Origin of the sequence: Methanogenium organophilum, assembly GCF_026684035.1 — an archaeon.
Lineage (GTDB): Archaea > Halobacteriota > Methanomicrobia > Methanomicrobiales > Methanomicrobiaceae > Methanogenium > Methanogenium organophilum.
On sequence record NZ_CP113361.1, the window covers coordinates 1,165,249 to 1,185,006 of the forward strand.

Annotated in this window: 15 protein-coding genes; 1 reads left to right on the forward strand and 14 read right to left on the reverse strand. The window is 54.8% G+C overall.

Going from position 1 to position 19,758, the window contains the following annotated elements:
* Nucleotides 1-9: 9 nt before the first annotated feature.
* The 7 genes from OU421_RS05940 to OU421_RS05970 form a co-directional block, all read right to left on the reverse strand.
* Nucleotides 10-2,556 carry a PAS domain S-box protein gene (locus tag OU421_RS05940; RefSeq protein ID WP_268187690.1) on the reverse strand — a complete coding sequence of 849 codons (2,547 nt, stop codon included), beginning with the start codon at nucleotides 2,554-2,556 and terminating at the stop codon, nucleotides 10-12.
* Nucleotides 2,557-2,616: 60 nt separating this feature from the next.
* The gene (gene argB / locus OU421_RS05945; protein WP_268187691.1) at nucleotides 2,617-3,489 is read right to left on the reverse strand and encodes an acetylglutamate kinase; all 873 of its coding nucleotides are present in this window, start codon (nucleotides 3,487-3,489) and stop codon (nucleotides 2,617-2,619) included.
* Nucleotides 3,486-4,658, reverse strand: coding sequence for a bifunctional glutamate N-acetyltransferase/amino-acid acetyltransferase ArgJ (gene argJ / locus OU421_RS05950; RefSeq protein WP_268187692.1), 1,173 nt, complete (start codon nucleotides 4,656-4,658; stop codon nucleotides 3,486-3,488). Before argJ ends, argB begins: the two co-directional genes overlap by 4 nt.
* Complete coding sequence (locus OU421_RS05955) at nucleotides 4,658-5,143, reverse strand: CBS domain-containing protein (RefSeq protein WP_268187693.1); 486 nt, start codon at nucleotides 5,141-5,143, stop codon at nucleotides 4,658-4,660. The genes argJ and OU421_RS05955 overlap by 1 nt, the downstream gene beginning before the upstream one ends.
* 23 nt (nucleotides 5,144-5,166) lie before the next feature.
* The gene (argC, locus tag OU421_RS05960) at nucleotides 5,167-6,159 is read right to left on the reverse strand and encodes an N-acetyl-gamma-glutamyl-phosphate reductase (RefSeq protein ID WP_268187694.1); all 993 of its coding nucleotides are present in this window, start codon (nucleotides 6,157-6,159) and stop codon (nucleotides 5,167-5,169) included.
* A gap of 26 nt (nucleotides 6,160-6,185) precedes the next feature.
* A complete protein-coding gene (locus tag OU421_RS05965; RefSeq protein WP_268187695.1) occupies nucleotides 6,186-7,088 on the reverse strand; it encodes an ADP-ribosylglycohydrolase family protein in 903 nt (300 codons plus the stop codon).
* 72 nt (nucleotides 7,089-7,160) lie between these two features.
* Nucleotides 7,161-8,594 (reverse strand): aldehyde dehydrogenase family protein, encoded by a 1,434-nt coding sequence (locus OU421_RS05970; RefSeq protein ID WP_268187696.1) that lies wholly within the window; start codon nucleotides 8,592-8,594, stop codon nucleotides 7,161-7,163.
* A gap of 258 nt (nucleotides 8,595-8,852) precedes the next feature.
* On the opposite strand from OU421_RS05970, the gene OU421_RS05975 reads away from it, so the two are divergent.
* Nucleotides 8,853-9,341 (forward strand): helix-turn-helix domain-containing protein, encoded by a 489-nt coding sequence (locus OU421_RS05975; protein WP_268187698.1) that lies wholly within the window; start codon nucleotides 8,853-8,855, stop codon nucleotides 9,339-9,341.
* A gap of 132 nt (nucleotides 9,342-9,473) precedes the next feature.
* On the opposite strand, the gene OU421_RS05980 is transcribed toward OU421_RS05975, so the two are convergent.
* The 7 genes from OU421_RS05980 to comD all read right to left on the reverse strand — a co-directional run bounded on the left by OU421_RS05980 (nucleotide 9,474) and on the right by comD (nucleotide 19,681).
* The gene (locus tag OU421_RS05980) at nucleotides 9,474-10,583 is read right to left on the reverse strand and encodes a WD40 repeat domain-containing protein (protein WP_268187699.1); all 1,110 of its coding nucleotides are present in this window, start codon (nucleotides 10,581-10,583) and stop codon (nucleotides 9,474-9,476) included.
* Nucleotides 10,580-12,559 (reverse strand): helical backbone metal receptor, encoded by a 1,980-nt coding sequence (locus OU421_RS05985; protein WP_268187701.1) that lies wholly within the window; start codon nucleotides 12,557-12,559, stop codon nucleotides 10,580-10,582. Before OU421_RS05985 ends, OU421_RS05980 begins: the two co-directional genes overlap by 4 nt.
* Before the next feature lie 24 nt (nucleotides 12,560-12,583).
* On the reverse strand, nucleotides 12,584-14,206 hold the full coding sequence (locus tag OU421_RS05990; protein ID WP_268187702.1) for a DUF4430 domain-containing protein: 1,623 nt from the start codon (nucleotides 14,204-14,206) through the stop codon (nucleotides 12,584-12,586).
* Entirely contained in the window at nucleotides 14,191-16,077 is a 1,887-nt protein-coding gene (locus OU421_RS05995; RefSeq protein ID WP_268187703.1) for an outer membrane protein assembly factor BamB family protein, read from the reverse strand. The genes OU421_RS05990 and OU421_RS05995 overlap by 16 nt, the downstream gene beginning before the upstream one ends.
* A gap of 139 nt (nucleotides 16,078-16,216) precedes the next feature.
* Nucleotides 16,217-17,458, reverse strand: a complete 1,242-nt coding sequence (locus OU421_RS06000; protein ID WP_268187704.1) for an ABC transporter ATP-binding protein — start codon at nucleotides 17,456-17,458, stop codon at nucleotides 16,217-16,219.
* A complete protein-coding gene (locus OU421_RS06005) occupies nucleotides 17,455-18,480 on the reverse strand; it encodes a FecCD family ABC transporter permease (protein WP_268187706.1) in 1,026 nt (341 codons plus the stop codon). The genes OU421_RS06000 and OU421_RS06005 overlap by 4 nt, the downstream gene beginning before the upstream one ends.
* Nucleotides 18,481-18,526: 46 nt before the next feature.
* A complete protein-coding gene (gene comD, locus OU421_RS06010) occupies nucleotides 18,527-19,681 on the reverse strand; it encodes a sulfopyruvate decarboxylase subunit alpha (RefSeq protein ID WP_268187707.1) in 1,155 nt (384 codons plus the stop codon).
* Between the last annotated feature and the right edge of the window lie 77 nt (nucleotides 19,682-19,758).

A 19,758-nucleotide genomic window follows, 5' to 3' on the forward strand; every position in this document is an offset into this window, starting at 1 on the left:
ACCCACACATCAATTGCTCTTTATATTAAAATGATAGTGTTTCTGCAGGAAATCCCGTATTTTTTCTGATTCCAGACAGCGCTGATCCAGACGGCGGACGATGCCGTCAATCTCATTCACCTGCTCTGACATAGCTTCATAATATCTTTCTTCCCCAATCTCCGCCAATCCAAGGATGACCTGCAGGGGATTTCTGATGTGGTCATTGAGAATAGAGAGTTCCTCCATGTTCCGCTCGATCTGTGAAAGCGCCTCCACTTTTTCCTCCTCGATGCGTCGTGACCAGATACCATAGGCAATATCATTCGCGAGTGCCTGCAGGGTGGTCAGCTCCTGTTCTGTCACCGTTGCAGAAGATTGGATGAAAACTGAGAGCACCCCCTCCACCTGATCGCTTGCGATCATCGGGAGTACGAAGACATCGATCTCTTCTGCCGCATTCCCCTCTTCTTTTCCTGTTACCCACGGGGAATAACTCACCATTTTCGTCGCAACAGCCTCTTTCGGTGCCGAAGAGGTGCTGATAAAGGATACATTCGTCTCTTGGAATGAGGGTGAAGAGATACCAGACGGTATTAGTTCTCCATTTCTGCAGAGGGAAAGGGAAACGACATAATACTGGTCAAGCCGGCCAAACTCTGTGCAGGCGGCAGAAAGCAGATGATCGGTATCATTTTCATAGATAATGAGCTGAATAATCCCATTTGCAACACTAATAAGCCGTTCAGACTGGTTTTTTCCGGTCTCATCGGTCAGAGAAACCGCCAGCTGATAACTGTCTGGGATAAAGGAAAGCGTAATGCGGGTATCGTGTCGCATCCCTCCGGCGTCCAACAGTCCGACAGATGGAAGCGTGCGGGGAGGGATGGTCCCTGCAAACATCTGGACAGCATTCTCACGGAATCCGATCTGGTCTTCTTCTACCAGCATGTCTGCAAAGGTATGTTCCCCACTGAGAAGTGCCCCCAGAGGATATCCCACCAGTTCAGCCCCGGTACGGTTGGTATTCACGATGGTACCGTCTGCATTTAAGAGGAACATACTGGTGCCTGTATTCTCAAATACAGTACGATACATCGTTTCAGATCGATTCAGTGCTAATTCCATGCCCCGCTGATCCGTAAGGTCTGCAACGAGCATCCGCAGCCCGGTGACAACACCATCCTCCATCATCCGGCAGCAGTAGATCATCGCAGGGAATGTAGAGCCGTCCTTGCGGAGGGCGGTAAACTCATTGCTGATGATCGTATCTTTTACCAGACATATCTGGAACATCTCCCGCAGTTCTGGTTGCTCACCAGTGGATATGAGGGAGTAAATGATGAGCCCCTCCAGCCAGTCAGCCTCATCATACCCAAAGAATGTCTTCGCAGTCTTGTTTCGGAAAAGAATTTTCCCTTTGGATTCCAATTCAAACGCCGGGAGAGGGAGAAAATCAGCGAAATCACGGAACCGCCGCTCGCTCTCCTCCAGTGTCTTCTGGGCGCTCACCCATGCGGTGATATCACGCATTGCAAGCACAAAGAACCTCTCATTGTGCATTTCATAAGAGGAGACCGCTACCTCTACGGGGAAGCGGGCTCCGTCCTTTCCCCTTGCCCTGACCTCGATATGCCCGTCGGTGATACCCACATCACCCGCTTCCATCGCAGCGTAAATATAGCCAAGGACATCAGGAAAGAGATCTTTTACCTGAAACGACTGCATTTCGGTATGGGTATAACCAAATATAGTGCACCCATACCGGTTCACATCCAGAATTCGCCCCGGCATTCCGTCTTTATCACAGAGACCAATAATAAGACATTCCCGTGCATTCGTAAAGATGGCCTTCAGAGTCTCCACATTCCGGGTGAGCCCCGACTCTGCCTCCCGGAGGGAGGTGATGTCACGGCCGATTGTGATCGAACCGGAGATTCTACCATCTTCCGTGTAGTGAGTTCGTACATTCCACTGCACAACATGATCACACCTGTCACTGCCGACAGTAACCGACTCAATCATCCCCGCCGGATGCTCCTCGCTGAGCGAAGAGAGAAATTCATCCATTTCACTGGCGCTGTTCCTAAAAAATATCGGAATATACGACGTTCCGATGATCGCCTCAGATGTGATTCCCGCAAGGGTGCAATAGGCGTCATTCACATAGGCAACGGTTCCTGACCCGTTCATCCAGAGCAGGGGATCGTTCACACTTCCGACTAGGCGAGTGAACCGTTGTTCCTCATCGTGTAGCTGTGCCGAAAGATATCCAGTCAGCACACTTATTGCGACAAAAAGCACAGAACGCCCGGCAGCGGTGAAGATGACCAACGGTGCACTGCCAAATCCCACCACGAGGAGAAGATACGTGACACCGATACAGACCGCATAGAGAGGAACCTTCCGGTGAAACCAGTAAGCCTCCAGAACAATCGGGATATAAAAGAGATGGGCCAGAAGTATTGAGACTCCTACCGAGAGACCTGCTGTTACCACCACAAATGAGAGAATTGTCAGGCTGCCAAGGACAGTCAATTTCAGTGCACTTTGGGAATCCTGACAAATGCTCCCCATATTCATAGAATATTCTCAGGTATACAAAGTTAAATAAATGCCGAAGCGGATCTTCCTGCTTCAGATATGGTGAATCATTGTTCCTACGCCATTATCTGTGAAGAGTTCCAAAAGCAGGTTGTGCTCGCGGTTACCGTTGATGATATGGGCTGAGCGAACACCGTGGTTCAGTGCATACAGGCAGGACTCCAGTTTTGGAATCATACCCCCAACAATGGTACCGTCACTGATGAGCGCATCTGCCTCCTGCAGGGTAAGGCGCTGATAGGTTCGGGTTCGGTTTGCGTTCATCACACCGTCGATGTCAGAGAGGTTGATCAGCTTGTCCGCCTTCAGGGCGACTGCAATCTCCCCTGCCGCAGTATCTGCATTGACATTGAGTGAATGCCCCTTCCGATCGATTGCAACCGGCGCAACCACCGGAATGTAGTGTTTTTCTAGCAAGTCCTCGAGTATCCGGGGATTGACTTCCTCAATATCGCCAACCAGCCCCAGATCGACTTCCTGTGAGGTTTCATCCACCATAACTGTCTTTGTCCCCGCCTTGTGGGCAATAAGGAGGTTTCCATCATTTCCGGAGATGCCAACCCCTAGAGCACCAAACTTTGCGATGTCAGAGACAATGTTGTCGTTAATTTTTCCCACAAGCACCATCTGGGCAATCTCCATCGTCTCGCTATCGGTGATCCGCAGGCCAGCCACAAACTTTGGTTTCTTTCCCATTGCTTCCATTTTTTCGGTAATTTCCGGCCCGCCGCCGTGGACAAGGACGACGTTTATACCCACATACCGCAGCAAAACAACATCCTGAATGGCAGTATCGAGGATCTTCTGATCCACCATCGCATGTCCTCCGAGTTTGATGACGATGGTCTTTCCGTGGAACCGCTGGATGTAGGGCATCGCCTCCATCAGCACATCTTCGCGTTTCATGTCGTATACTTCCCGTTTATTTCCACATACTGTTCGGTGAGATCACAGCCCCAGGCGGTCGCCGCAGCACTGCCAGCTCCAAGTGCCACTTCAAAGATCACCTCAGCCCCGTCCATCAGGGACGCGGCGTCCACAAGTGCCTCCGGGTGCATAACATCATCTGCACAGATTTCACCCTTGTTGGCAAGAAGCACCCGGCGGGTGCCGTCTGTAACTGCAACCGTCGCCTGGTCAGGATCAAAATCCACCCCGGCACGCCCGGCGGCAGCAATGACTCTGCCCCAGTTTGGATCTTTGCCATAAACTGCGGTCTTTACAAGCGGTGACCCAACAACCGTCCGGGCCACTTTTGCCGCATCCTCTTCTGTCGGAGCACCAGTCACCCGCACCTCAATGAGCCGGGTCGCCCCCTCACCATCCGCAGCGATCTGACGGGCAAGGGAGACACAGACCTCCTCAAGTGCCTCCTGGAATTCGTTCATATCCGGAGTTCCGCGGCGCCCCGTTGCCGTGCAGAAGACACAGTCATTCGTTGAGGTGTCGCCGTCAACAACCACGCGATTGAAACTCCGGACAACCGCTGTCTGCAGGACCTTCTGCAGGATCGGTGCAGGCACCTCTGCATCGGTGTAGATGAAGGCTAACATGGTCCCCATATTCGGGGCGATCATACCACTCCCCTTTGTAATCCCTGCGACCGTAAACCCGTTCCGTACCACCGCCGCATGCTTCTCGACAAGATCGGTTGTCATGATGGCCCGTGCAGCATCCGTTTCAGCTGTATCCTCACTGCGGAGCATCCCGCCTGCCTCTGCGATCTGACTGGTGACAAGCTCAATCGGCATATACCGACCGATAACACCCGTTGAGGCAACTCCGATGCGCTCCGGAACGGTCCCAAGAACGGCGGCGGCCGCCTCTGCCATCCGGCAGGCGTCCCCATAACCCTGAACACCGGTAAATACATTGGCATTCCCGGCATTAACGACGATGCCGTCCAGAGCCCCTCCTGCCATGCGCTCACGCATCAGCCGGACCGGCTCAGCGAAAACCTGATTTTTGGTAAAGACCGCAGCGGCAGTGCCGGACGCCTCAATAAGGGCAACCCCGTACTTGCCTTCCCGCACACCTGCAGCCCGGACACCTTCCACAAGGCAGATGCTCTGCATTATTCCTCCTTGTCTCCGTAGTGTGAACCGAGCCCCCGTACAAGGTCAGCCCGTGTTACGATACCCACCAGTTCTCCATCGGCAACAACCGGTAGACGTGCAATTCCTTCTTTCATCATAATATTAGCTGCTTCCTCAATGTCCACATCCGGTGCAATACAGATAATATCGTCAGACATCACGTCAGAGATTGGCATATTACCAACATCAGAGAGTGCCTCCTTCGTTTTTTCCCAGTTCATCAATTCACGAATAGGGATCTCGATAACCTCAAAGGGCGATGGGAGCCAGAGGTCGTCATTTATTTCCGGCATTGTCAGAAGCGAGAGTATGTCTGTCTCGGTTACAATGCCAATCGCTTTACCATCTTTTGCGACAGGTATCCCGCCGATACGGTTTTTCTTCATCAGGAGAGAGACCTGGCTCACGGGGGTGTCGGGCGCGACCGTTATCGGCCGCGGTGTCATTACATCTTTTACTTTCATCGTTTGTTCACCGCTGTTGTAGCTCAGGGCTGAAGCGGAACGACCATCAGGCCGTCGGGTTCAGCACACCCGCACATCAGGTTCATATTCTGGATCGCCTGCCCCGAGGCACCTTTCACAAGGTTGTCAATTGCAGAGACTGCAACCACCCGAGTGCCGCCCTCCTCTACTTCAACTGCCACATCACAGAAGTTACTACCCCGAACACCGGCAAGAGACGGTTTCTGAAGGCGTACAAAGTACTCACGGGCGTAATAATCCGCATAGAGCGCCTCTGCCTCCTCTTGCGTGATGGGGTCATCAAGAAGGATATGGGCCGTCGTCAGGATGCCACGATTCACCGGCAGAAGATGCGGAGTGAAATGCACGGAGGCATTTGAACCTAAAAATGCCATTTCCTGGCGCATTTCTGCCACATGACGATGAGCAGTCATTTTATACGCAGTGAGGTTGTCGCCTACACTGGTATACATATTGGTGACGGAGGGCGAGACACCGGCACCGGAAACGCCTGTCTTGGAGTCATAGATAATGGTATGTGCCCGTTTTGCAAGCGGAGCAGCGGCAAGAGTCGCACCGGTCGGGAAACAACCCGGGTTTGCCACAAAGAGGGCGCCCGGGATCTCATTTCTGTGAAGTTCGGGCAAACCGTAGGGAACCACGTGATAATCTGTGTGCTCAACGCCATATACCGTTTCATAAATATCCTTCGGAAGCCGGTAGTCAGCAGAGAGGTCAATCGTACGGATACCATGTTCCATAAGGGCGCCGGCATACTGCATCGCGGCCGTGTGCGGAACGGCAAGAAAAGCAATATCTACATCGATATCCTCTAAATCCGGATTGGTATATTCAAGATCGGTGAATCCCCTGAGGTATGGGTGGGTCGCAGCAACGGCTGTTCCCGCAAGCTTTCGGGAAGTTGCACAGACCACCTCTCCTTCGGAATGCCCGGCAAGAAGACGGATGAGTTCTCCACCGGTAAAACCGGAGGCTCCGATGATCGCAATTTGCATAAAGGGTGTATCTTTTTTTTCAGGAATTAATCCTTTCCCGAAACAACGTCAAATAACTGCTCTGCAGTCTCCTGAATACGGGCCTGATCCTCCAGCTGCACCACCAGATCACTACTGAATGCAGCCGTACCTTCAGAGGCACCAAGCCATGACCCGCAGATAAACCCGATGGTGTCGGTGTTGCCGCCAACATGAGCTGCGACAGAAAGAAGCGCCTCATCCTGTCCAAATCGGGAAATCAGGAAAAGTGCCAGTGGATACGTGTGGAAGACAGCAACATCATTGCCCACAGATATCAGTGCTGACTCAAGAGAAAGACCCTCTTTTTCCAGAGCAAGAGCATTCTTGATGCATCTCTGAAGCTGGATGTCGTATTCTCCAGCGATTTCCTCTGCCACGCGGAATGGGTGGGGGTGCCGGTGCATCACTGCCCGCAGAAAAAGGGCGTAGGAGATAGTGGCGCCATAGGCAGCAGGATGGATATGAGTGACCTCACAGGCGGACCGGAGATTGTCGCACATCTCATCTCCATTGCGGTACGCAAGGGCAAACGGGACCGCAAGTGCCATACACCCGCTGGTTGTCGAATTTCGCCCGGAATCTGGCAGACCCGCGGTGATGCGTGCACAGGCGGTTGCTACCGTACCGTCTGGAAACCGTAGTTGTCTTCGTGCATGCAGACCTGCCATTCTGCTGCCGTATTCCATTGGACTGAACTCTTCTTCCGCCAATAGTTCGGCCGCACACAACATAATCTGGGTATCATCGGTAAACTGTCCCGGCCCGAGGCCCTCGTTTGGGTGGCGGCGCAGCGGTTTTCCGTATCCCCCTCTCAGACGTGAGAGAGAAGGAGCGAGCGTCTCCTGCGGCATTCCGAGTGCATCACCAATGGCGGCACCCAGCATGCATCCCCTATACCTGCTGAGCATATGATGTAGTATAGCGATGCCGGAAGGAAAAAAGCTCTGGAGAAAAAAGGGGGGAAGTATGGCTCATGGCCTTCATCGCCCACCCTGTCCGTTGACGACGACCAGACGCTCCTCGGTCATCTCACGTATGGCGGACCGCGGTCCTTCCCGCCCAATTCCAGAGTGTTTTGTCCCGCCGTAGGGCATATGATCCATCCTGAAAGTCGGAATGTCATTCACGATGAGTCCCCCCACCGGAATACCACGGACTGCCTTTTGAATGCGGACGATATCGTTTGTGAAGATGCCTGCCTGCAGACCGTAGGGAGTATCTGCCGCGAGGGCGATCGCTTCTTCCCACGTATCATACGGTATGAGAGTGATGCCGGGGGCAAATAGTTCAGTGGCATTCACATCCATTCCGGGGGTGGTGTTTTCGAGCACCGTTGGTTGCAGGACGGCCCCCTCGCGACTGCCACCGGTACAGCAGACCGCTCCTGCTGCGACCGCCTCTGCAATCTTCTTCTCGGCGGCCATCGCTGCAAACTCACTGATCATCGGGCCCACATCGGTCTCCGGGGCCGTCGGGTCTCCGGTCACAAGGCTTGCCGCCCGTTCACAGAGTAAGAGCCGCATCTCTTCATAGACGGTATGGTGCACAAGCACCCGCTGGACCGAGATGCAGGCCTGCCCGCTGTATGAGAAGGCGCCGTGCGCAATCCGGGCCGCGGCGTAAGCGAGGTCAGCATCCTCATGTACGATGACCGCCGCATTGCCGCCCAGCTCAAGCGCCACCCGGGGTGTCCGCGCTACAGCCTGCAAATGCCAACCTACCTCAGGACTCCCGGTGAACGAGACCATCGCAACCCGCGGGTCACGGACCATCGCTTCTGCGGTCTCCGGCAGGCAGGGAAGAACAGAAACAGCCTGCGGCGGGATGCCTGCTGCGAGTGCTGCTTCACCAAGGAAAAGAGAGGTGAGCGGAGTCTTAGAGGCCGGTTTCAGGATACAGGCGTTGCCTGCGGCAAGCGCTGGCCCGAGTTTGTGGCAGGCGAGATTGAGCGGAAAGTTAAAGGGAGTGATCCCGAGAATGATCCCCAACGGCACCCGGTAGAGGTACCCTGTTCGCCCATCCCCGCCTTCTGTCCAGTCCAGCGGCAATATCTCACCATCGATCCGGCGGGCCTCTTCTGCACAGACACGAAGGGTGTCTGAAGAGCGCATTACCTCGCTTTCTGCCGCCCGCCAGGGTTTGCCCGCCTCTGAGACGATGAGTTCTGTTGCTGCCTCTGCATGCTCCTCCAGGAAGCCTGCCATCGCGGTCAGGCACTCTGAACGCCGGTATGCGGGAAGATCCCGCATCTGTTTGTATCCCGCTTCAGCTGCATTCAGGGCGTCATTGCAGTCCTCCCGTCCTGCAATGCAGACAGACGCAACCGTAGAACCGAGATACGGTTCAGCGACATCAAGGACGGCCGGGCTGGTCCGCCACTCGCCGCCGACAAGAAATGGTTCCGGATCCTGCATGAGAGATACTAGTCCGTGCCCATATATAAGTCGTCAGTCACCGGGAGAGAATCCCATGCCTGCCTGACAACCTGTCAACCAACCTCCCCACAGATTATCATTGACAGGCGAGAACGCGACCCGCCATTCTGTTCAGGCTCCTGTGACAGCCATCTTCTCATATTGCGAAGAGTAGGTAGCTCCCGCTGGCGGCAAAACACTGCTTTGGTATCGGGCTCACATACCCTTAAGTCACTGTTGTTCCCATTCATCAGTACAATGTTTTCAGCCCGTGTATTTGAGACAGATTTCAGAACGGCACTGGAAGAAGAGCTTGACCGGCGGGGCATGAGCATAAAGGAACTGGCAGGAGAGGTGGGCATCTCCCCTGCAGCTCTCTATAAGATCACCTCCGGCAACCGTGACCCCCGCTTTTCCCTCGTAAAGGCAATCGCCGATGCTTTTGACCCAAAAGAGAAAGATTTTGTCGCCATCATCGCGGCAAAATTTCTTCTGGATGAACTGCAGTCGGTGAAGTATACGGTAAACGATACAACCTACCGAATCCACGGGTATAGCGCAAATACAATGGAAGAGGTGATCATCGCAGCGGTGCGTGCCGAAAAAGACGGTGCAATCGGCATCATCTGTGCCCCGATACTCACCACCTTGGTGGAGCGGATTGTCGATATTCCGGTAGCCATCATCAAACCCAGCCCGGATTCCTACCGAGCGGCCTTTGAGTCCCTGATCCGCAGCCGGGAATAGCCTTTTTTCCTATTTACATATCGCCATGTCCGGATGGGGACATCTCTTCGCTCCCTCATCTGTGCATATCCATGAATGTGCTGCAGAAAATGATTGCTGTAAAAAAGATGGATGATCCTGAAGAAATGAGGGTTATTTCTTGCGCCATCTGCCTGCTGCCGAACACCCTCCCCCAAAGAGCAGGCCGCCCACCGTTGCCAGGAGAGGGGCAGGGGACCGGGTGGGTGTAGGAATCCCGCCGGCAGGTGTGCCCTCTACCACTGTCCCCGTGGGCACTTCCGGAGAAGAAGAGGTCTGGATAACATCAGGGCACGCAGATACGTCCGGTGCACCGGCACATCCTCTTTCAAAACAATAGATACGGGTGCCATCCGTGCTCATCACATAAGTACCTGCGTCATCCATTGCAAAGGAAATCGGGGTAACTGCCTCCTCAATTCTGCCGACATGGGTGCCGTCCCGGTCCATAAACCGGATGTCCTGCATGTCCGCAATAGCACCAATGGCACCGTCTGCCGTGACTGCAACACCTCCCGAATGCGGCGCAGTCCCTGTCCAGAGAAGGCTGCCTGCCCGGGAGAGAAGTATCGCCGCACCGTCTTCGGATACCGCGGCAATGGTCCGGCCACCTTCTGCCATCGCAAGCGATGTAACCGGCTGGCTGGAGAGACGATAGGTCCAGCGTTCCTCCCCGGTATCCGAGTAGAACACCACATTCCCGGTATCGGTACCGCCTGCGATATACGTCCCCTCCGGGCTGATGGCCACCGATACGAGATCGTCCCCTGTGTCAGTGGTCTCCAGCAAGACCCCTGTGGCATTATAAAGACGGAGCGTCTCGTCCTCAAACACAGCTGCAATCCGGCTGCCGTCAGCATTCACCGCAACTCCATTGACAAAATATCTGGACGGCACGGTTGCGAGGACGGTGCCGTTTTTGTGCCGAACAAGCAAACCATCGCCGCCCGCCACCAGGATATCCCCATCACCGGAGAGGGCAACAGAACGGTATCTCCCGTCCGGACTACGCCACAGCTCCCTCCCTGCCGGTGTCAGGAGGATGACACCACCATCACCAGTTATGGCACGAAAGGCTCCGTCACCGGAGACGGCCACATCCTGGATGTGAAAACCCGGCTGTTCAGAACTGACACAAACCCATTCTTCCGCCGCTGCGGTTGGGAATGAAAGCAGGAGAGAGAAAATGAGGAGAGAAATAAGGGTCGGAAACCGTCCGATCACTCTCCCTGCCTCCTGAGACAGTATCCTGCTGCCGCAAAAGCGGCCACCGCACCAATGAACGGGGCGGGGCTCTGTGTTGCCACCGGTTGAGTCTGACTCTCCTCCGGGAAACACTCCGGGTGGATATCGTGTGCCACGATCTCAAGCGCCTCCACAATACGCGGACCGCCACGGTCAATAATATCAGAATCTACCAGGTAGACCCGGCCCTCTTTGACTGCAGAGAGACCCTGGAATCGTGGTTCATCGAGGACATAGCGGTAGAGGATGTCATACTGTTCACCACCCATACCGGCACCGGAGTTCGCGATGATAACGTCCGGATCGGTGACAATAAACTCCTCCATGCTCACGATCTCCCACCCCTGAACAGTGGGGAAGGCATTGGTGCCACCCGCCATCTCAAACATCTCGTCCTGGAATGATCCAGTGCCGCTGACCCAGATCGGATCGTTCCAGACCATATGGACGACAGAGGGCGTCGTGTCTGCAGAGGCAACTGCCGTTTCCACAGCGTCAATACAAGCCTGCATCTCGCTGACCACGACTGCAGCCTCGTCATCTGCCCAGGTCGCTTCACCGACGAGCCGGATATTGTCCTGCACATCGCCGATGGAAGCGGGGTTGAGGGAGATGACGGTGAGGCCCAGATTGTCCAAGTGCTCGATCACCTCAGCCGTATTGCCAAAGGCCGCCACCACGAGATCGGGTTTTGCCTGTAGCACCTTCTCGATGTTTACCGAACTGTAGCCGCCGACCTTCTCGGCAGCGAGCGCCTCTTCAGGGTAGTTGCAGTAATCGGTCACCCCGACCACCTTGTCACCAAGACCCAGTGCATAGAGGATCTCGGTGTTGGCCGGCGCCAGTGAGACGATCCGCTGGGGCGGTGCCGGGATGTAGACCTCCTTTCCAAAGTCATCGGTGACTGTCCGGCCGTCTGCATCGGGAACCGCCGTCGTTGCCGATGCTGTCGCTTGTGTCGCCGTCACAACCGGTGTTGATAACGGTGTGGGTTGTGGGACCGGGACGGCATTCTGGTCCGGAATGATCGGGTAGGACCGGCCGGTCAGGGCAGGGATAGCGGTTGCGGTCATCTTGCACGGCACATCGGCGAGTACCGATGTCCACTTGAAATATCCCTCTTCCGTCTGGAAGGAAAGGAGGTGGGAGACCGGGGTGTTCCCGGTCGCAGTTGTCCAGGTGAGAGGGTCCTCGCCTGCGGCCACAAGCGCTTGGATAACCCAGGAGTCAGAGGCAGAGTTCGTCGCACTCGAGCCGCCGTAGTTGAACCCGCCGTCCGCCTGCTGCTGTGCCTTCAGAAAGGCGATGGCATCGCGAATGACCGGGTCATTCTGCGGGGTATCGCCAGCGATGAGTGCCTCGATGGCAGAGGCGGTATCATCACAGTCGCTCTCTGCGCCTACCGCCCAGCCAAAGCCACCGTCTTCGTTCTGCTGGGTTTTGAGCCAGGCAACCCCTTTCGAGGTGTCCTCACCCGCAGCGGAGAGGGCCATGATGGCCCAGTTTGTGGTGTAGATATGCTCTCCATAGCGACCGTCTTCCCGCTGCTTCTTCTGCAGGAATGCAACAAAGTCATGCCCCTCGAAGTTGCGGGGGTCGTCCCCTGCGGCCACAACGGTGAGGATCAGTTTTGCGGTCTCCGATGTCCCGTCGATGGCAAGCGTCTCCTCTGCAAGGGTGTGCAGGTAGTCACTGGCGGAAGCGCCACCCGATGACCACTGGTCCGGATCGCCGCCTGACGCTACAATCGCAAGGATTGCCCAGGTGGAGAGTGACGGAGTGGACTCTTTTCCGTCTTCAGCAAACCCGCCGTCTGCTTGCTGGCAGGAGGCAAGGTAGGCCAGTGCACTACCCACTTCATTGTTATCAGCTGTGAGCGGATATGCCGCAGCCGTTGCCACAAAGCACGGAACAATGAGAAGAATTAAAAAAAAAAGATGTGTTTTTGTGTTCATTTTGTTCAACCAGTCCTGTTTCAATTATCTTTTTTTGTTCCGGTATATGCTGGTTACTCCAAGAAGACCGGCTGCTGCTGCACAGATGACACTAAGGGGTGTCCCTGACTCGGTTGGTGCAGGAGTCGCTGTCTGTTCAGCAGGCGCGGATGTTGGGGATGCTGTACCGGGGTCAACAGGTGCATCGGTGACGGAAACAAAGAGGAATGACGAGAGTCCTTCAGCAGAACCTGCCTCGAGGATCATCTTTCCGTCAGCGGTAGTACCCACGGAGCGCAGGGTCAACACCTCTGCGGTTCCGTCATCCAGGATATGCACGAGCCGCAGGGCAGAGAGGCCGCCTGCCTGTGTTATGCATGTCGGGTCTGCCGTGATGCGGATGGTCACATCGCCAACATCCACCCCATTTTCAAGGCCGCGTTTATCAACGTCCATCATCCAGCCAGCGGTGTCGACTGCCATGCCTTCAGTATCAAGTGCTGCGTTTGAAGCACTCAGCATTGCTGCCGGAACATCCGAAAGACCGGAGAGAGGGGTCACAACCACATCAATATCTGCGTCCATCGGAACCGTCATGAGGGAGACAACGAGGCCAATTTCGGGAGTTGCCCCGTTTGCACAGGTCACCGTAACCGGTGTGGTCTCGACGGTGACATCAGCGATCTCCCCTGAGATTACCCCGCTCTTGTCGGTGAAATCAGTAAAGCGGAGCTTTAAAACAACATCATCACGGGTGATGAGCATCGTGTTTCCGTCAAATGTGATCTCATCGCCGGCGGACGTTGCCATGGGGACATTGACCGTCAGGTACATCCGACCCTCACTTAAACTGAGGTCAGATCCCGGCGGGAGAGAGAGCGGATAGGAGACAGCATCTGCCGTTACACCAGAGCCCGTTTCGGTTTCTCCGGTTTCAGCGGATGAACCACCGGAAGCAGGGGCACTGCTTGTCTCCACCTTGTAATAAAATGACTTCGGTGACTGTTCGGGTGTCTGGCTCATCGACTCGCTGTAGTACCAGATCACCTCGTCACCGGTTGAAACCGGTTCGTTATCAGCAGTCACTCCTGGCGAAATGCCATTCACCTGGTACATCCAGCCGGCCAAGTCTTTGTTGGGTGTCCCGTCCACTTCAATAACAAAGAGACCGCCGTCCCACTTGTCGCTTACCTTGAAACTGATGCCTGCTTTCTTCAGGACCCCAAGGGCGCTTTGCCATGAAACAGGATAGGTTTCATCGGAGTTGTCAGCGATAACATTGAATGTTCCCGTTGGCAGGATGACGGACTTCCAGACGATTGACGGGGTGTCCCCGCCGCCGCCTCCACCGCCAGGTGAGGGTGTGGGGGTAGGCGCAGTGATCGTAATACTCTGTGGGGCGGAAATCTCTCCGGTGACTGGATCAGTCGCGGAGAAGGTGACCACTCCATCTGCCGGCGGAATAAACTTCACCGTCGTTCCATGGGCAAAGATTGGTGTGCCACCGTTATATTGAAAGGCGACAGTCCCTTCCATATCGAGCGTAACTGTCACCGGTTGACCCCCCCCATCCTGAGTGACACTCAGGACGCTGATCGCGGCAGCAGGCGCCGCCGTACAGACGAGGAGGGCGAGGATGACTATACAGATTTCTACAGCACGGTGCATACGATTCCCTCAGAGGTGACCGGCTTAGTATATGGGAATGTGTCGAAGGTGTACACCGCCGCAAAGAGTTCATATTCACCGGCAGGGGTGTTCAGGGGTACCTGTACATACACTGGAATACCGGTCTTTTCTGTTGCTGCTTCTAATTCTACAGTGGCAAGTCCTGACAGACTGTTTCCTTCGTCATCAACACCGGAGACATCGATCACATACCATCCCGGAGATGTCTTCGTCACGTTCAGGCGTGCAAGGAATGAACTGCCCGGAGAAACTTCAGTATCTGCAATGGTGAAGACACCAATATCATCTTCAGGCACAGTCACGTGTACGGTCACGAGGTTGGGGACACCGGTTGTTTCAGCTGGAAGAACGTCGCCCCACCCGGAGTACCAGAATGAGAAGGTGTCACCGTCACGGGCGACTGCATCAAGCCCAATGCCGGAGGCAACACCGTTGTCGAACTGCTGCCAATAATAACCGGTAACAGGGTCATACCCCATATCTCCGAGGAGATTTAACGAAGAGCCCCATGTCCCGGCAGAGGTATCAATAGTAAACCCACAGGCCTCTGATGCAGCATGAATGGCACCTGCCCCAGTTGTTTCGTTTACGAGGGTGCCGTCAGTCAGCGCTATCTGCACTCCTTCGTGGAGGATGACGGTGGTTTCACAGGCAGCACCCGGACCAAATGCAAAGAGCGTGTTCGTGTACTCGGCGCCAATATAGAGAGTCCCGTCAGCAACTGCAGGCGAGGAACCCCAGAACGAGGCCCAGTTGTCTCCTTCCGGTGTAGGAAGCGTATAGGACCAGACTTCTGTGCCGTCTGCAGCATCGAAGGCATAGAGCGAGGACTGTTCTTCATTCGTTCCTGCATACACATAATCCCCTGCTACCACAGGTGAAACAGCAATTTTTGCTATGCCCGCATCCCATACCGGGGGTGCAGCAATATCATCTATATCAAGACAGATCAGACCAGCGTCATCCGTTCCAAGATAGAGCAAACCAGAGGTGATGTCCAGTGCCGGTGTACTGGTTGTTCCTGTTATGTCACGGGTTGCAAGGGTGCTGCCATCTGCAAGGGACAGTTCATAGAGCGTTGTTGCAGTTGTGACAAAGAGTGAATTTGTGCTGATAACCGGTACTGATTCAATGGTTGAATCAAGGGACGCATTCCATATTTCAGACCGGGTTGTTGTGTCATGCGCATACAATTCTGAAAGATTGGACGGGAAATAGACCACACCATCTTTCGCTGCAGGAGCGGTGAAGTAGGTCGCGTTGGTCCACCCAAGGTCCCAGGCACCAAATGCCACAGACCATTCCTCACTGCCGTCTGCCGGGTCATAGACATGCAGACCGCCGTCAGATGGAGTCAGTTGATAGAGAAGACCATCATAATAAAGCGGAGATGAGGAGAGACCAAACCATCCGGGGTTTTCATCCGCCTGAACTGACCACTCCACAGTGCCATCCGCGGTGTTGAGAGCATAGATATACCCGTCTGAACCGCCAACGATGAGCATATCATCTGCAATCGTAAGGCCAGCCTCAGATCCAACTTCATACGTCCATACCTTTTCTCCTGTTGCAGTATCATAACAGAAGACTGCAGGAACAGCTTCGGGGTGGTTCCAGTCGGCAATGGTGGCGATATAGACATACCCATCCTTCACCACCGGAGAGGAATCAATCCAGCCCGGAGAAACCGACCATCGGATATTCTCTGAGAGGGGGCCTGCATCCGCGACGTAGCCCGTCCGCTGGGCATCGCCGTGGAATGTCAGGTAATCTGCTGCGCTGCATCCCTGCACCATGATGAGAAGCACCATGATGAAAAGGGAGAAACTGATACCTTTCTTGACAGTCATACACAATCATCTCGATAATAAATCAAACATATCTGATCAAATAATATTTATTTATGTCTAAATTCTCTTATTTCAATAAATATCAGTCCAAATTTGAAAATAGGAAAACAATGATTTTTTTGCTTTTTTACGCCGCGTATCAGGATTTAACAAGCGCTTTAATTGCTTTATAGAGGGCGTGACGTGAAGAAACAACCGGACAACCGGCATCCCGGATCGCTGAAAGGAAAGACAGGTCTCCTTCCTGCGTGCAGTCGGCAAATGCTTCTCCCGGAGGCTCATAGATCACCAGACGGGAACGCCGGGACCCAGAGACTGCATGGATATTCGGCAGGTTGCCAACCCCGACCGGCATCGCGGTAAGGAGGATGACATCTGCCTCATCAAGGTAGGATCCAAGGGCATCTGAGACAGCAGTCGTGATAGGGGCAAAGGCCGGCACCGTGATACAGGGAATCCCGAGACGTACTGCTGCCGCATAATCTGAGTCCATGGGTGAGAGAACACCTGCTGAGAGGTGACAACCTGCCGCTACAAGCGTGTGCATCAGACCCGCACCAGTCCCTCCACCGGAGATGATGTGGATGCGGACACCCTGCAGTTCAGAAGGCACACCCTCACTCAGGGGCATGATGAGCGGCCGCCCGGTGACAGGGTTGGTCTGCACCATCGCTGTGATGCCGTACTCATCGCGCAAACGCTCCATCGTGAGTACTTCAGCGGGGGTGCCTATCGCCCGTACACGGCCGCCTGCCATGAGGATGATCCGGTCACAGAACTCGGCGGCAAGGTTCAGGTCATGGAATACCCCAATCTTTGTGACACTCTCACCCAGATCACGAATGATGGAGAGGATCTCCACCTGATGGTTGATATCGAGGTGGGCCGTTGCTTCATCGAGGAGGATCACCTTCGGCTGCTGAGCAAGTGCACGGGCGATGATCACCCGCTGCCGTTCCCCCCCGGAGATATCGGTCACCGCACGGTCTGCGAGGTGGGCGACATTGGTCACCTCCATAGCCTCGCGCACGATACGGTAATCATTCGCATCCTCCTTCGTGAACCGTTCCTTATAGGGGAACCGCCCCATCATAACGATATCTACTACGGTATAGGAGAAGTTCATCGCCGTCTCTTGGGGAACGACACTCATAATGCGGGCAAGTTCCTTCTGTCCAAAGTCGCTGATGGCCCGCCCCTCAAGGGTCACAACACCGCCGGAAGTGTTCAGTACCCGGCTTATTGTCTTCAGAAGTGTCGTCTTCCCCGAGCCGTTCGGACCGATTATCCCAATGAATTCCCCTTTTTCTGCCCCAAACGAGATCTCACGGATGATATCCTCACCGCCATACCCGGCACGGAGATCGTTCACATCGATCATGCCCGCATCCTCCTCCTGAGGAGCATAATGAAGAATGGTGCCCCGACAAAGGAGGTGATCACACCGACCGGCATCTCCCCCAGAAACGACCGGGTGAGGGTGTCTGCGATCAGAAGGAAGAGTCCGCCTGCAAGCATTGACGCCGGAAAGAGTATCCGATGGTCAGGGCCGACGATGAGTCGCATCACATGAGGCGTAATGAGACCAATGAACCCGATGGACCCTGCGATGGAGACTGCAACGGCGGTGATCGCCGAAGAGAGAAAGAGCAGGACCCGCTTGAACTGTTCCACATTAACTCCAAGGTGCAGCGCGTCCTCTTCTCCCAGGGAGAGAATATTCAGGTCACGGGCAAGGGCAATCAGCAGAATCCCGCCGATGGGGATCAGAAGACCAAGCCAGACATCGTTCCATGAAACATTCCACAGACCGCCCATCAGCCAGAAAACGATCTGGTGCAGACTCTTCCCCGCAGAATACATCAAAAACGACAGAATGGATGAGAAGAACATCGATATCGCAATACCGGTCAGAAGCAGCGTCTCCACCGAGGCACGCCCATGGCGGGTTGCAATGACATAGACAAGGAAGGTGGACCCGATAGCGCCAATGAACGCAAAGACTGGTAGGAAGAGACCACCCATAAAGACAATGGTGAAGGCGGCACCAAAGGCACCTCCTGATGATGTTCCGATGATATAGGGGTCTGCCATTGAATTCCTGAACAGCCCCTGCATCGCGGCACCGGCGGCTGCAAGACCTGCACCGACGAGAATCGCCGCAATCACCCGTGGCAGGCGGATAGAGTAGACGATGAGGTACGACGTCTGGTCAGAGAAGAAGCCCGCGATGTCACCGCCTGAGAAGAGCGTTCCAAGCATTCCCAGTGGATCGTCCGGGATGAACTCTGAAAACGGCACCGTCGTCGGGCCAAGACTCAGTGCCAAAAAAAATGCACCGGCAAGCATGGCTGTGAGGAAAGTGATGATACTGACAGTGCGGACACGTGAGATCTCTGGCATGGTTGTTCTCACTACCGTTGGGGCGATAAAATAAAATGTGTTTGCTTTAACCAAACAGAGTTTGTTTCATCGCAGGAGACCAGACCGCTCCCATGAAGCGGTCCCTGATGTCGCGTGCCCGCAGCGGGATGGATGGTACATGTGCATTGCCTGGAGCGATTACCGCATGGATAAAGAACGGCCCGGGCTTTCGGGACCGATATGCCACGCGGATGCTCTCCTCGTCCTGCGCCTTGCAGGTCCGTACAAGGCCTGCCCCACGGGCAAGCAGTTCAAGATCAGCCACCGCATACGAATGGGTCAGCTGGTCACCTGTGCTGCCAAACGAACCGTTGTCGAGAGCAATTATGGTGAGATTTTTCGGTGCCTCTGCGCCCACCACCGGCAGAATTGCGGTCCCAAGGAGGCTGCCATCCCCGTCAAATACGACCACATCCCTGTCCTGTCCGAGGGCCAGTCCCAGCCCGATGGGTGTCGCCTGCGTATAACTTCCCATCATGTAGAAGTTCTCGGGCCGGTCTCGGGCCGCATAGAGTTCTGTTGACGGTATTCCAAGGTTCACAACCGCCAGTTCATCGGTGAGAAGGGGGGTTACCGCACCAATGGCATCTACCCGTCTCCAGACGGGCTCTGTTATTGTACGTTCGTATGTCAGGCTAATGTCACGACTCCGGGGAGGGAGGAACGGAGGGGGCGGATGTCCGGCAGTCCCTCCAATTCCCTCCCAGACCTTCGGGGAGACAAGAATGATATGCGGGCGGTGATGTTCAAAGGCATCGGCCACCGCCCCTTCGATGCGGTCAAGGTCTCCCGCCTCATGGATCACCGTATAGACGATGTCCATCGCGTCCAACAGATCGGGGAGATGAATATTAAATGGCATCTGCACCTCAACTCTCTCGCGATGAATGCCCCGCCACGAGGCAAGGACCGGGAGCGGAAGTTCGTAGGGCACGGAAAGGGTCATGATCGCATTGAGCATCGTGCCTAAGCCGGAACTCTGGATATGCATCATCGGACGGTTGCCAGCGAGAAAGAGACCGGCACAGAGACCGACACCATCCTCTTCCCGGAGCACCGTGATGTTGCGAAAACTCGCCTCAATCAGGGAAAAGAGCACCTGTGTCCGGTCGCAGGGCAGACTAACCACAGTATCCACACCAGCCGCGGCAGCATACCGCAGGGCACTCTCCTCATGCACCGTAAACCACACTCCTGATGAACATCTGCCAGACTCCTGTAGGTATCGTTTCCATATTAAAGATAATGGCTACAGAA

Bases quoted from the DNA above. Each gene is read 5' to 3' on its own strand.
- argC (WP_268187694.1), bottom strand. From the start codon at position 6,159: ATGCAAATTGCGATCATCGGAGCCTCCGGTTTTACCGGTGGAGAACTC.
- OU421_RS05985 (WP_268187701.1), bottom strand. From the start codon at position 12,559: ATGAACACAAAAACACATCTTTTTTTTTTAATTCTTCTCATTGTTCCG.
- argJ (WP_268187692.1), bottom strand. From the start codon at position 4,658: ATGCAGAGCATCTGCCTTGTGGAAGGTGTCCGGGCTGCAGGTGTGCGG.
- OU421_RS05990 (WP_268187702.1), bottom strand. From the start codon at position 14,206: ATGCACCGTGCTGTAGAAATCTGTATAGTCATCCTCGCCCTCCTCGTC.
- OU421_RS06005 (WP_268187706.1), bottom strand. From the start codon at position 18,480: ATGCCAGAGATCTCACGTGTCCGCACTGTCAGTATCATCACTTTCCTC.
- OU421_RS05995 (WP_268187703.1), bottom strand. From the start codon at position 16,077: ATGACTGTCAAGAAAGGTATCAGTTTCTCCCTTTTCATCATGGTGCTT.
- OU421_RS05970 (WP_268187696.1), bottom strand. From the start codon at position 8,594: ATGCAGGATCCGGAACCATTTCTTGTCGGCGGCGAGTGGCGGACCAGC.
- OU421_RS05965 (WP_268187695.1), bottom strand. From the start codon at position 7,088: ATGCTCAGCAGGTATAGGGGATGCATGCTGGGTGCCGCCATTGGTGAT.
- argB (WP_268187691.1), bottom strand. From the start codon at position 3,489: ATGAAACGCGAAGATGTGCTGATGGAGGCGATGCCCTACATCCAGCGG.
- OU421_RS05955 (WP_268187693.1), bottom strand. From the start codon at position 5,143: ATGAAAGTAAAAGATGTAATGACACCGCGGCCGATAACGGTCGCGCCC.
- OU421_RS05940 (WP_268187690.1), bottom strand. From the start codon at position 2,556: ATGGGGAGCATTTGTCAGGATTCCCAAAGTGCACTGAAATTGACTGTC.
- OU421_RS06000 (WP_268187704.1), bottom strand. From the start codon at position 17,458: ATGATCGATGTGAACGATCTCCGTGCCGGGTATGGCGGTGAGGATATC.
- OU421_RS05975 (WP_268187698.1), top strand. From the start codon at position 8,853: ATGTTTTCAGCCCGTGTATTTGAGACAGATTTCAGAACGGCACTGGAA.